Origin of the sequence: Stenotrophomonas sp. SI-NJAU-1 (genome assembly GCF_020883215.1) — a bacterium.
Taxonomy (GTDB): Bacteria; Pseudomonadota; Gammaproteobacteria; order Xanthomonadales; family Xanthomonadaceae; genus Stenotrophomonas; species Stenotrophomonas indicatrix.
Genome location: NZ_CP086598.1, coordinates 4,111,310 through 4,123,607 on the forward strand (window position 1 = coordinate 4,111,310; position 12,298 = coordinate 4,123,607).

Consider the following 12,298-nt stretch of genomic DNA (forward strand, 5'->3'; position numbering starts at 1 on the left):
GCCCCCATCAGCGGTGATGCATCCACCAGCAGTCGATGGCATCGAGCACAATGTGGACCATCAGGCCGATGCCCACCAGTCGTGTCTTCTTCGGTACGCACAGCCCGGCATACACGGCAATCGCCGGTGCGGTATGCAGCGGGTGGAAGCCGATGCTGCAGCGGTTCGGGGCGTAGATCGGATCGGCCAGCAGGTGGTCCAGATCGATGATCCAGCCCAGCAGCAGCAACAGCCACGCCGAGGCGAAGCGCTTGCGCCAGAACAGCCATGCCAGCAGGGCTGGCACGGCGGCATGCAGGAACAGATGGAAGATCGCGCGGGCGCTCATCAGCACCGGTAGCGCCGGGCCATGCCCGGCGTTCCCGTCACCCTCAGATCAACGGTTCATCTGACAGGTAGGTGTAACCGGTCAGGCCCGCTTCCAGCGCTTCGGACAGTTCCTGCGCGCGCTCCGGTGACAGGTCTGCCGAGGCCACGCGTTCGGCGTAGGCCGCACGCAGGTCATCCAGCCTGTAGCCCACGTAGTCCAGCATCACGTCGGTGGTATCGCCGCGGCGCTGCTGGGTGATGGCATAGCCATCGGCATCGGCCAGCACTTCCACCGCGTCGGTATCACCGAACAGGTTGTGGATGTCGCCGAGGATTTCCTGGTAGGCACCGACCATGAAGAAACCGATGCGATAGCTTTCGCCGTGCTTGATCGCGTGCAGCGGCAGCGAGCTGTCCAGGCTTTCGTTCTCGACGTAGGTCTTGACCATGCCATCGGAATCGCAGGTCATGTCGGCGATGATACCGCGGCGATCCGGCGCCTCGTTCAAGCGCTCGATCGGCACGATCGGGAACACCTGGTCGATCGCCCACGCATCGGGAATCGACTCGAACACGCTGAAGTTGACGAAGTACTTGTCGACCAGGCGCTCGTTCAGTTCATCCAGCGCCGGGCGATGGCTCTTCTCGTCGTAGCTCAGGCGCGCACGCACGCCATGGGCGATGGCATAGAACAGATCGTCGATGCGCGCACGCTGCGGCAGATCGATCTGGCCCAGCGCATAGCTGGCCAGGCCTTCGGCGTGGAAGTGCTGTGCTTCCTGGAACAGCTCCACCGCCGGACGCACGTCCAGTTCTTCGTGGATCTCGCGCAGGTGGCGGATCGAGGCCGGCTCGTCGTCGTGCTGGTCCGGCACGCGGCCTTCCTGCGCCTGTTCCACTTCGGACACGTTGGCGATCAGCACCGCGTGGTGCGCGGTCATCGCGCGGCCGCACTCGGTGACGATGCGCGGCGGGGTCAGGCCGTGTTCTTCGCAGGCATTGGCCAGCGGCTGCACGATGTTGCTGGCGTACGAATTGAGGCCGTAGTTGATCGAGCAGAAGCTGCGCGAACGGGTGCCTTCGTAGTCCACGCCCAGGCCGCCGCCCACGTCGACGTGGGTGATCTTCGCACCCAGCTGTGACAGCTCGACGAAGTAGCGGGTGGCTTCGCGCATGCCGTTGGCGATGTCGCGCACGTTGGAGATCTGCGAGCCCATGTGGAAGTGCAGCAGGCTCAGGCAATCGGCGTATTCGGTATCGCGCAGCGACTTCCACAGGTCCAGCAGCTGGCGCGGCGACAGCCCGAACTTGGCCTTGTCGCCGCCACTGTTCTGCCACTTGCCGGCGCCCAGCGAGGCCAGGCGCATGCGCACGCCCAGGCCCGGCTTCACGTCCAGCGCCTTGGATTCTTCCAGCACCAGCTTCAGCTCGGACGGCTTCTCGATGACGATGAAGGTCTGCAGGCCCAGCTTGCGGCCGATCAGGGCCAGGCGGATGTACTCGCGGTCCTTGTAGCCGTTGCAGACGATCAGGCCACCCGGGCGCGACAGCGCCAGCACGGCCATCAGTTCCGGCTTGCTGCCCGCTTCCAGGCCGAAGCCCTCACCGTGGTGGCTGGCCAGGGTGCCGGCCACGCCGCGGTGCTGGTTCACCTTGATCGGGTACACGGCGGTGTAGCCGCCCGGGTAGTCCCAATCCTGCTGGGCTTGGGCGAACGCCGCCTGCAGCTTGCCCAGGCGCTGGCCGAGGATGTCCGGGAAGCGCACCAGCAGCGGCAGCTTGGCACCGGCCGCGCGCGCAGCATCGACCACCTTGGGCAGCGACACCACCGGGCCATCCGCCCCGGTCGGTCTCACCACCATGTGCCCGGCCTGATCCACGTCGAAATAGCCATCCGCCCAGTGCGGGATCGAGTAGGTCTTGCGGGCTTGGTCGAGGGACCAATCGGTCATTGCAGTCGGCCTTTGTGGCAAATAAAAGGGGGGGGCATGATAACGCCTATATGCCCACAGGTTCGTTATCATGCGCGCCCGCGCCCGTGGCAGGTCTGAACCTGAACGGGCCGATCCGTCCGGATGCGTGGCACCCCGCCTTCAGCCCGGCTCCATCCCCTCCGAACAGGAATGCTTTCCCATGACTGACAACAGCAACTGGTACATCGAACACTTCGAGCGCACCGGCTCGGCCATCGGCTACCGCATCACCGGCAAGCTGGACGAAGTGCAGTCGCCGTTCCAGAAGATCGAGATCTTCCAGACCACCGACTGGGGCAACCTGATGACCATCGATGGGGCCATCATGCTGACCAGCAAGGACAACTTCTTCTACCACGAGATGATCAGCCACCCGGTGCTGTTCACCCACGCCGCGCCCAAGCGCGTGGTGATCATCGGCGGCGGCGACTGCGGCACCCTGCGCGAAGTGCTCAAGCACAAGGGCGTGGAGAGCGTGACCCAGTGCGACATCGACGAGCAGGTGACGGTGATGGCGCGCAAGCACTTCCCGGAACTGTGCGATTCCAACGACGACCCGCGCGCCGAGCTGATGTTCGACGACGGCGTGGCCTACATGGCCAACTGCCCGGCCGGCAGCGTGGACGTGGTGATCGTCGATTCGACCGATCCGGTCGGCCCGGGTGAAGGCCTGTTCAACAAGGCGTTCTACGAGAGCTGCTTCAAGGCCCTGAAGGACGACGGCATCCTGGTGCAGCAGTCCGAATCGCCGCTGATGCAGCTGGAACTGATCAACGAAATGCGCACCGAGATGGGCAAGGCCGGCTTCGGCTCGTTCAAGACCCTGCCGTTCCCGCAGCCGTGCTACCCCACCGGCTGGTGGAGCGTGACCCTGGCGCGCAAGGGCGACAGCAGCTTCGACTTCCGCCAGGCCGATTCGGCCGCCAAGACCTTCGATACCCTGTACTACACCGCCGCGCTGCACACCGGCGTGCTGGTGACCCCGCCGTTCGTGAAGGCGGCGCTGAAGGGTTGACCGGAAAGCGTGCCAACCAAGGTTGGCACCTACCAAAGCAAAAACCCGCGCTGGCGACAGCGCGGGTTTTTGTTTTCCGGTAGCGCCGGGCCATGCCCGGCGGCGGTCCGCTTACAGCGCCCAGATACCGGCGATCACCGCCACCACCAGGCCCCACTTGATCACCTGATAGGCCATCACGCTGCGCTCGCGCAGCGCCTTGGCCTTCAGCCGCACCTTGTAGACGCTGCCGAAGGCCTTGTTGACGCCACCGGTCGGGTCGCCCGGCAGGTTCGGCGAGGCGCCACCGGCCAGCAGCGTGGACGCCACCAGACGGTTGAACAGGCCCGGCAGGCCGAAGCGCAGCGGGCGGGCGATATCGCAGAACAGGATCACCCGGTCATCGGGCGTCTCGTTGTGCGCATGGTGGATGTAGGTTTCGTCGAACATCATCCACTCACCGTCGCGCCAGCTCTTCTTGATGCCGTCCACTTCGATGTAGCAGGCATCGTTGTTGGGCGTGGCCAGGCCCAGATGCAGGCGCAGCGAACCGGCGAACGGGTCGCGGTGCGGGCGCAGCTCGCTGCCCGACGGCAGCTGCGCGAACATCGCCGCGCGCACGTCCGGCAGCGATTCCAGCAGCGCGGTGGTCTTGGGGCACATCGCCTTGGCCGACGGGTGCGAGGGGCCGTACCACTTCAGGTAGAAGCGCTTCCAGCCGCGGCGGAAGAACGAATTGAAGCCGGCATCATTGAACGTGCTGGAGGCAGCGATCGCCTGCGCATCGCGCAGCGCCAGTGCCTCGTCGCGGATCATCTGCCAGTTCTGCCGCAGCGGCTCCAGCTGCGGGAATTCCTTGCCCGGGTCCAGGAACGGCGTGGTCGGCACCTTGGAGAACATGTACATGACCACGTTGATCGGGGCCATGAAGCTGGAGTGGTCCAGCAGCTGGCGCGACCAGCGCGCACGGACCTTGCCACGGAAGTGGATGTACAGCACGCAGGACACGAACAGCGCCGCAAGTACGATTTTGATGATCAAAGCACTTTCCTCCAGCACGCGCCGGACAGGGAAACAGGGCGATGCGGCCGCAAGGCCGGCATCAGTGGGGGAACGCGGCAGGAGACGGGGACGTGCCGGGTGGGTGCGGCCGTCGATGTCGCGTGTAACAGCTTATGGTCGGCAGGCCGTGCGCCGGGGTCAAGCCAGGCGTGCGTGGGCCGCAGCGCTGCGCCGCGAGCGCTGCCGGCCGCATTTGCAAGCTATTGAAATTAAATTGCTTTTCGTAAAGTGAGACGGAATTGTCCGAAAAAGCGCGACGAACTGTTCCAGCCACGACGCCGACATTTCTCCGACAAATCGTGGAATAGCGAACTTGCCGGTACTAAAATTGACTTAACGAAAGTTTAGCCAGTTCCCCCCGTCGTACCGGTTCGCTTGACGCTTCAGCGCCGCCCACCGGGTCGCCCGAGACCCCACATGATCCCTTCCATCACTCCCTCCCCGTCCTGCGGCGATGACGCCGTGGCGCCGCTGCTGCTCAAGCGCGGCGAGCGCTTCCTCGCCCCCGATGTCTACCGCACCTGCCTGGACGGCCGTCCGGCGGTGGTGAAGGACTACTCCCGCTACCGTGGCACCCCGGTGTCGCCGATCGCCCGGCTGATGGTGCGCCGCGAGGCACGCATGCTGGAGCGGCTGGGCGGCTGGAAGCACGCCCCGGCCCTGCTCGGCACCCTCGGTGGCCTGGCCCTGGGCATGGAATTCATCCCCGGCCAGACCCTCAGCACCGCGCAGGCCGTGGGCAATGAAGTGTTCGAACAGCTGCAGCACGCGCTGAGCCGCCTGCATGCCGCCGGCATCACCCACAACGACCTGCATGGCACCAACGTGGTGGTCAGCGCCGGCGTGCCGGTACTGCTGGATTTCACCTCGGCCTGGCGCGTACCGCGCTGGCTGCGCCGCAACCCGCTGAGCCGGCAGCTGAGCCGCAGCGACATGAAGAACCTGCTGAAGATGCGCCAGCGCGTGACCGGGCAGGCGCCGAGCCCTGCGCAGGCGGCGCTGGTGGCCGACCCCGGTTGGGTGGCGGCTGTGCGCCAAGGCTGGAAGCGGTTCTACAAGTGGGCCAAGCGCCGGTAGGCGCTTCGCTTCACCCGCTTTACCGGTAGAGGTCGAGCTTGCTCGACCGCTCTTCATTCCGGCGACACAAACCCCGCCCTACGCGCGCAACCGGCTTACAACGCGTCCGCGTCCAGCTCACCGGTACGAATACGCACCACGCCGCCCAGGTCGTACACGAACACCTTGCCGTCGCCGATCTTGCCGGTGCCCGCCGCCTTCACGATGGCTTCCACCACCAGCTCCACCTGATCGTCGGTCACCGCCACTTCCAGCTTCACCTTCGGCAGGAAGTCGACCACGTACTCGGCGCCGCGGTACAGCTCGGTATGGCCCTTCTGGCGACCGAAGCCCTTCACTTCCGTCACCGTGATCCCGGTAACCCCGCGCTCGGCCAGCGCTTCGCGCACGTCGTCGAGCTTGAACGGCTTGATCACCGCCATGACCATCTTCATCGTCTATCTCCTGTATTCCGGCGTGGAGGATAGCGCCTGAACGCGGCCGGTGCGAAACCCGCAGCGCCTGTCCGGCAGGCCGGGGCCGGCAGTATCCTTACGGCCGAACAGCCGTGGCCGCGCCGGATGCGCAGGCCCACCACCCCACGGAGCACCCCATGATCGACCTGAACCAAATCGATGACCTGGCCCGTCGCCTCAGCGACCTGGTGCCGCCAGGCCTGCGCGAATCGCGCGAGGAACTGCAGGCCACCTTTAAGAGCGCGCTGCAGGCGGGGCTGGCCAAGCTGGACCTGGTGACGCGCGAGGAGTTTGAAGTGCAGCGCGCAGTGCTGCTGAAGACCCGCGAGAAGCTGGATGCGCTGGAAACGGCGGTGCGCGAGCTGGAACAGGGCCGCAGCGACGCCGGCTGAGTGGACCGCCCCTGCGGCGGTGAACAACAAGGCCCGCGATTGCAGGCCTTGCCGTGTCATGCCCAGCGAGCTCACTCCAGCATGGTCTACACGCAGTATCTGCCCGGGGCAGCGGCTTACTTATTGAACCGGAACGACCGGACCTCCTCAATGTCCAAGACAACGACGCCCTCCGGCTGCAGCCGTACCCGCCCAGATACCTCCACGACGGCCGTGGTGTTGCACACCGCTGGAGCATCGCGCTTCAAGCAGATGCGCTTCTGTTCCGCGTAGAACCGCTTGACCGAATCGGACGAGCCATGCCTGCCGATCACCAGGATGTGCCCACCCTCGCCGCAATGGGAATTGCGCAACATCTCGAAGTGCCGGTTATCCGTTATGTACGTTGCGGACAACACAAGCTCTTCCCCATCGTGTTGGCTGGGGTTGCCCGCGATGGCGCACAGTAATTCGTCGCGGGGCTCTACCTCCACCGTGGTCGCGACACGATGCGCGCATGCAGGCAGCATCAGGGTCAGCACGAACGCGGCACACGCTGGCTTCATGGTCATTTGTCCTTCGCGGTCCTTTGCTGACGTGCTTCCCAGCACTTGACGGAACCCTCAACGCTCTTGGGCTGAGGCCCGAAACAGCGTGTACACGACACGCCCTTACAGCGGCGTTCTGCTGCACCCCGGCCCGGAGCATAGCGCTTGCACGCAGCCGGCGCGAAACCACCGAGTGCCGCCGGGCCTGCGCGAATCGCGCGAGGAGCTGCAGGCCACCTTCAAGAGCGCGCTGCAGGCGGGGCTGGCCAAGCTGGACCTAGTGACCCGCGAGGAATTTGAAGTGCAGCGCGCCGTGTTATTGAAGACCCGCGAGAAGCTGGATGCGCTGGAAGCGGCGGTGCGTGAGCTTGAAGGCCGCGGCACGGCAGAATAAAAAAGGAGGCGCACCGCGCCTCCCACTTACAGATTATTTCCTTGATGGGGCCTTGCCGCAAGGCCCGCCCGGCGCCCTAGACTCGCCAGCCTGTCGATCCGGCAGGACAGGTAGGAGCAGTGCCGATGGCACAGCACACCGAATGGACACCCGTATCGCATGACACCTGCGACCAGGTTGCCGGGCCGTTCTATCACGGCACCCGCGCTGACCTCGCGGTGGGCGAGTTATTGAGCGCGGGGTTCCGCTCCAACTATCGCCACAGCGTGGTGATGAACCACATCTATTTCACGGCGATTGCCAAGGGCGCCGGGCTGGCTGCGGTGATGGCCAAGGGTGAGGGGCGACCGCGTGTGTATGTGGTGGAGCCGACCGGGCCATTCGAGGACGATCCGAATGTGACCAACAAGAAGTTTCCTGGGAATCCGACACGGTCGTATCGGAGTGCGGAGCCGTTGCGGGTTGTTGGGGAGATTACGGAGTGGGAGACCTACGACGCGGAGTTCGTTCGGCAGTTGAGGGCGTTTGTGGCGTCGGGGAGTGGGGAGATCATCAATTGATGAATAGAAGTGTCCGTGCTTTGGCAGGCGGACGATCAACGCAGCAGGTTTTCGAATGATGTCCGCTTTCGGCCAGCAGCGGACGGAAGCCAAGTTTGGCTTACACCCTGCTGCAACGCGGGTTCGGCCTGACCGCACTACCCCCAGAGGGTCGTCCGCCACGCCAGCGCAGTAGCGGCGCCGAAGCCAAATTCGCGCTTGATCACCTGCGACACGTGTCGCATACTGGCGACACTGGTCACACAGGGTCGTTGAATGAGCCACGCGCCAACTCCTTCCAATGCAGAACTGGAACTTCTCAAGTGTCTGTGGCGCTGCAATACCTGCAGCGCACGCGAACTGCATGATGCGGTCGTACCGACATTGGGCTGGTCGTATTCATCCACGCGCAAGACGCTGGAACGAATGGTTGACAAGGGATTGGTTGCAGAGCGCGCTCAGCACGGACTCAATATTTACAAGGCCAAGGTGGGCAAGGTGGCGACCTTGGCCGCGCTGAGCGCGGACTTCGCCCGTCGCGTCCTGGAGATCGACGGCCCACTGCCATCCCAGGCCTTCGCTGACAGCCGATTGCTGAGTCGAGACGAACTCGAACAACTTGAAGCGCTGCTGCAGGACAATGGAAAGGACGACTGCCCATGAGCGCGGCCACGCCCATGTACTGGCTTGTCCATGTCATGTGCAGCTTGGTCATGGCGGGATTGGCGCTCGGGATCGGGGCGCGACTGCACACAAGGCTGCAGCTTTCACATACGGCCAGGGGCTACTGGCTGGGCGTCTGGACACTGGCTACATTGCCGCCGCTTTTCGTCGCGATCCTGGCGGCCTGCATGCCGGAAGCCGCCGCGAAACTTCCACTGGCGTTGCCACTCCCAATCGCAGTCGATTCGGCTGCGAGCGCGCAGGCCGTGGCGAGCAAGCTGTCGACTGGCCGGCCTGGATGGCCATCGCTGGCCGTCGTGCTCGCGAGTGTTTATGCGGTCGGGCTGGGCATCACGCTGTTGCGCTGGCTGCGTGGCATCGCCATGATCTCGAGCATCGTCCGTAACGCCTGCCCCGTCAGTCCAGCAGACTGGCAAGGAACGGGCTCCGCCGCCGAAGCCGCGCGATTGGCCGGACACGGCATTGCAGTGCGCATCACCCCACGGCCCATAAGCCCATTCGCAGTGCGATGGCCGAGTCCAGCGATCGTTCTGCCTAGGGCTTTGTTGGCGCAGTTGGACGATACTGGGCTGCGCCTCATCATCCGTCACGAAGCTGCCCACGTTGCGCACCGTGACCCGCAACGTGCATTGCTGATGTCTGTGGTAGGCGCGCTGCTCTGGTTCAATCCATTCGTGCGCGCCATTGCAGCTCGGGTGCAGATGGCCTGCGAACTGCGATGCGACGCGCACGCACTCGATGGCCAGGTAGGTCAAGGACGTGCGTTCGCCAGCGCCTACCTGCATACGTTACGGAGCTACTCATCCTTGGATGCGCCTGCTGCCGCACTCAATCACCGCGATCTTGCCGGCCATGCAGTGCGGATCCAGCACATGCTTGACGGAGACAGAAGCCGGACGCTGCCAGTTTCATGGCGCTTTGGACTGGCTGGGCTGGCGCTGGCGGTGGTTGGGTTCGTGTCAGTGCTGCAGACTGCGCTGGCTGTACCTCCGGGTGTCAGCGCGCCATATCCCCACACGCCTGTGCGCAGCGTTGCGCAAAGATCCACCCCATCTGCGACAGGGTCGCCGTTCCGCCTGGCATCCCCTCTCGATGCGCCGAACATCACCGGCCATTTCGGTGAGAACGGTCACATCCGTTCGCAACCCCACTTGGGCACGGACTTCGGCGCGCGTGTCGGTACGCAGGTACTTGCGCCAGCGGCAGGCACGGTAACCGCAGCCACTACGCATTACCCGGACGGACCGAACTATGGCACGGTCGTCGTACTGGACCATGGCAACGGTTGGCAGACGCTTTACGCACACCTGGACAGTTTCGAGGTGCACGTCGGCCAACGCGTCCTGCCGGGGCAACGCATTGCCAAGGTAGGGCGCAGCGGACGCGTGACCGGCCCACACCTGCATCTGGAAGCGCTGTTCAACGGTCAGCGAGTAGACCCCGAACGCCTGCTGCAATGACGGCATAGCGCATCACCCCGCGAGAGCTTTCCCCTTCGTCCAACGGCGGCCCGGCCCGGGAGGGTCGGCTGCTGCCTGGAGATTCATTCGAGGAGCCATCACGATGTTCGTTCCATCGTCGTCGCGACTGGTAGTCGCTCTGCTGTTCACGACTGGACCAGTGTCTGCCCAGACGGCTGCAGACAACAAAGGCGCATCGCATGCCACCGAACTCAGCGCCGTTACGGTGCAGTCAAGCCGGTACGATTCGCGGCGCGACAGCACCGCCTCGAGGATAGTGGTCGACAGCGATGAACTGGGTCGTCACGGCGACACGACCCTCGTCGATGCGCTCAAGCGCCTGCCTGGTATCACGGTAGGCACCCCCGCACCCGGCCGCTCCGGCGCGATCGCCCTTCGCGGGATGGGTGCTGGTTACACCCAGATCCTGGTCGATGGCCAGCAGCCGCCGGCAGGTTTCGACATCGACTCACTGACGCCCGACATGATCGAGCGTGTCGAAATACTGCGCTCGGCCACTGCGGATCAACGTGCGGAAGCGATCGCTGGCACGATCAACATCGTGCTGGCGGGCACCCAGCGCAAGGACACGGACAAGGTATCGCTGGTCTGGGCCGCGACGGCCAACGGTCGCCAAGCTCCAGCGATCACCTGGCAGCGGAACCGCCACCGCGACGCTGGGAGCCATGCACTGGTCGCCACGGCTTCGCGTCGTGCCTTCCTTGTTGAAGAAACTGGTCAAGAGCATGGGACGGATTCTGACGACGAAGAGCAGCTATCACGGACCACGAAGCTGCGCGCCGAAGGAAGCCGCGAAGTACTGACGTTCGCGCCGACCATCGAGGTTCACGTCGATGACGACAACACTCTGCGGTTGCAAGGCAACGCAGAGGCGAGCCGCTTTACCCGCGTCACTGATATTGAATGGAACACGCTGCAAGGTCCTGCGCTGCAGCACTCCCGTTACCGGCAGAACACGGACATTGCGGTGGCGCTGCTGCAGGGCAATGCGCGCTGGTCGCGGCAGTCCGTCAATGGAGGAAGGTTTGATGCGAAGATTGGCCTGGGTGGCAACCGAGAGCGGAATACGTATCGCGAACACGGCCAAGACGTCATAGGCCAGCCTAGCCTAGAGGAACGCACCGACCGCGAGTTGCGGGTGAGCGGCGTCAGCAGCACCGGCAGCTATGCGCTTCCTGCATCAGGTCGTCATAACCTGCAGATGGGCTGGGAGGGCAGCCTGGACCGACACAGAGAAGATCGCACCCAATCGATCCGCTACTTCGGCCTGGAACCAGACACCTACAGCAATCAAGCCTACGACGCGCAGGTTCGGCGTTTGGCCTTCTATCTCCAAGACGAGCTCACGTTCGGGCCGCAATGGTCGCTCTACCTTGGTACTCGGTGGGAGCGGATTGAAACAGTCAGCGACGGAGGTGACTTCGTCGCGATCCGCAATCGACGCCAGGTACTCTCGCCGGTGCTGCAATCGCTCTGGAAGCTGCCCGGCAAGAACGGTGACAACGGCGACCGGATTCGCCTCGCGCTGAGTCGTACCTTCAAGGCGCCCGCATTGACATCCCTGTTGCCTCGGCCCTACACATCGACCAATAACCGGCCGGCAAACCCAGACGAGATCGGCAACCCGGCACTGCGCCCGGAACTGGCGACCGGCATCGATCTTGCCTATGAGATTGGCTCAGGCCAGGGGTTGCGTCTCAATCTGGGTGGGTATTTCCGCCAGATCAAAGGCGTAGTGAGGAAGGAACTGCAGTACCAAAACGGTCGCTGGCTCATCGCACCGGTCAATGGCGGCAATGCCGCTGCCTGGGGACTAGAGCTGGACGGCGGCCTGCCGCTATCTGCGCTTTTCAGAACCGCACCGGCCATTGACCTGCGCTTCAATGCCACTCGCGCCTGGTCACGGGTGGATGACGTTCCCGCGCCGGACAACCGCATTCCTGATCAAACGCGCTTCAGCGCTACCTTGGGTGCGGACTATCGTATCAACCCACGCTGGAGCGGGGGCATCAGCTATAGCTACCGCAGCAGCGTCGATGTACGCACCACGTCGGTCCAGATGGACCTGAAATCTCCAAATCGCGAGCTCGATCTTCATGCGCAGTGGACTGCAACTGCAAAAACTCGACTTCGGTTCAGTGCCAGCAACCTACTACAACAGGAACTGGTCAGCGGTCAGCGCTACTTACTCCCCGAAGGAAGCCAGGAGATCGTCCGTACTCGGCGCGGGATCGCACTCTTCCGCGCCGAACTGGAGATTCAATTGTAAAGAGTTTGGTATTGCAACGCAGTGTAGTTCTGTTGCCGTCGCACATGCCGCCATGGACCCGTATGCGGCCGACGCGCCCGAGTGGATGTCCCTTGCGCGCCTTAAAGGGCGCTCTCCTTTGGAGTTCAGCGCGACCTTCTGA

Annotated in this window: 13 protein-coding genes; 8 read left to right on the top strand and 5 right to left on the bottom strand. The window is 64.0% G+C overall.

Annotation, left to right across the window (positions count from 1 at the left end; all coding sequences use genetic code 11):
* Window positions 1-7: 7 nt before the first annotated feature.
* Together LMF57_RS18720 and speA are read right to left on the bottom strand one after the other, a co-directional pair.
* The gene (locus tag LMF57_RS18720) at window positions 8-328 is read right to left on the bottom strand and encodes a DUF6122 family protein (RefSeq protein ID WP_229290372.1); all 321 of its coding nucleotides are present in this window, start codon (window positions 326-328) and stop codon (window positions 8-10) included.
* A gap of 43 nt (window positions 329-371) precedes the next feature.
* Complete coding sequence (gene speA / locus LMF57_RS18725; RefSeq protein ID WP_229290373.1) at window positions 372-2,261, bottom strand: arginine decarboxylase; 1,890 nt, start codon at window positions 2,259-2,261, stop codon at window positions 372-374.
* A gap of 181 nt (window positions 2,262-2,442) precedes the next feature.
* On the opposite strand from speA, the gene speE reads away from it, so the two are divergent.
* Complete coding sequence (speE, locus tag LMF57_RS18730) at window positions 2,443-3,297, top strand: polyamine aminopropyltransferase (RefSeq protein WP_032977218.1); 855 nt, start codon at window positions 2,443-2,445, stop codon at window positions 3,295-3,297.
* Window positions 3,298-3,408: 111 nt separating this feature from the next.
* Here speE and LMF57_RS18735 read toward each other — a convergent pair whose 3' ends face one another.
* On the bottom strand, window positions 3,409-4,314 hold the full coding sequence (locus tag LMF57_RS18735) for an aspartyl/asparaginyl beta-hydroxylase domain-containing protein (RefSeq protein ID WP_229291410.1): 906 nt from the start codon (window positions 4,312-4,314) through the stop codon (window positions 3,409-3,411).
* A 441-nt stretch (window positions 4,315-4,755) separates the two neighbouring features.
* On the opposite strand from LMF57_RS18735, the gene LMF57_RS18740 reads away from it, so the two are divergent.
* Window positions 4,756-5,415, top strand: coding sequence for an RIO1 family regulatory kinase/ATPase (locus LMF57_RS18740; protein WP_051585083.1), 660 nt, complete (start codon window positions 4,756-4,758; stop codon window positions 5,413-5,415).
* A 95-nt stretch (window positions 5,416-5,510) separates the two neighbouring features.
* Here LMF57_RS18740 and LMF57_RS18745 read toward each other — a convergent pair whose 3' ends face one another.
* Entirely contained in the window at window positions 5,511-5,849 is a 339-nt protein-coding gene (locus LMF57_RS18745) for a P-II family nitrogen regulator (RefSeq protein ID WP_108766640.1), read from the bottom strand.
* Between the two features lie 158 nt (window positions 5,850-6,007).
* Here LMF57_RS18745 and LMF57_RS18750 point away from each other — a divergent pair, with 158 nt between their 5' ends.
* Window positions 6,008-6,262 (top strand): accessory factor UbiK family protein, encoded by a 255-nt coding sequence (locus LMF57_RS18750; RefSeq protein WP_080149656.1) that lies wholly within the window; start codon window positions 6,008-6,010, stop codon window positions 6,260-6,262.
* Window positions 6,263-6,378: 116 nt separating this feature from the next.
* Here the strand turns inward: LMF57_RS18750 and LMF57_RS18755 are convergent, their stop codons facing one another.
* Window positions 6,379-6,813, bottom strand: a complete 435-nt coding sequence (locus LMF57_RS18755) for a hypothetical protein (RefSeq protein ID WP_229290374.1) — start codon at window positions 6,811-6,813, stop codon at window positions 6,379-6,381.
* A gap of 169 nt (window positions 6,814-6,982) precedes the next feature.
* Between LMF57_RS18755 and LMF57_RS18760 the strand changes: the two genes are divergently transcribed.
* The 5 genes from LMF57_RS18760 (at window position 6,983) to LMF57_RS18780 (ending at window position 12,156) form a co-directional block, all read left to right on the top strand.
* Window positions 6,983-7,183 (top strand): accessory factor UbiK family protein, encoded by a 201-nt coding sequence (locus LMF57_RS18760; protein WP_229290375.1) that lies wholly within the window; start codon window positions 6,983-6,985, stop codon window positions 7,181-7,183.
* Between the two features lie 125 nt (window positions 7,184-7,308).
* Window positions 7,309-7,743, top strand: a complete 435-nt coding sequence (gene arr / locus LMF57_RS18765; protein ID WP_229290376.1) for an NAD(+)--rifampin ADP-ribosyltransferase — start codon at window positions 7,309-7,311, stop codon at window positions 7,741-7,743.
* A 255-nt stretch (window positions 7,744-7,998) separates the two neighbouring features.
* Window positions 7,999-8,385 carry a BlaI/MecI/CopY family transcriptional regulator gene (locus LMF57_RS18770; RefSeq protein WP_229290377.1) on the top strand — a complete coding sequence of 129 codons (387 nt, stop codon included), beginning with the start codon at window positions 7,999-8,001 and terminating at the stop codon, window positions 8,383-8,385.
* Entirely contained in the window at window positions 8,382-9,866 is a 1,485-nt protein-coding gene (locus LMF57_RS18775) for a M23/M56 family metallopeptidase (protein ID WP_229290378.1), read from the top strand. Before LMF57_RS18770 ends, LMF57_RS18775 begins: the two co-directional genes overlap by 4 nt.
* Before the next feature lie 103 nt (window positions 9,867-9,969).
* Window positions 9,970-12,156, top strand: coding sequence for a TonB-dependent receptor (locus tag LMF57_RS18780; RefSeq protein WP_229290379.1), 2,187 nt, complete (start codon window positions 9,970-9,972; stop codon window positions 12,154-12,156).
* Window positions 12,157-12,298: the final 142 nt, after the last annotated feature.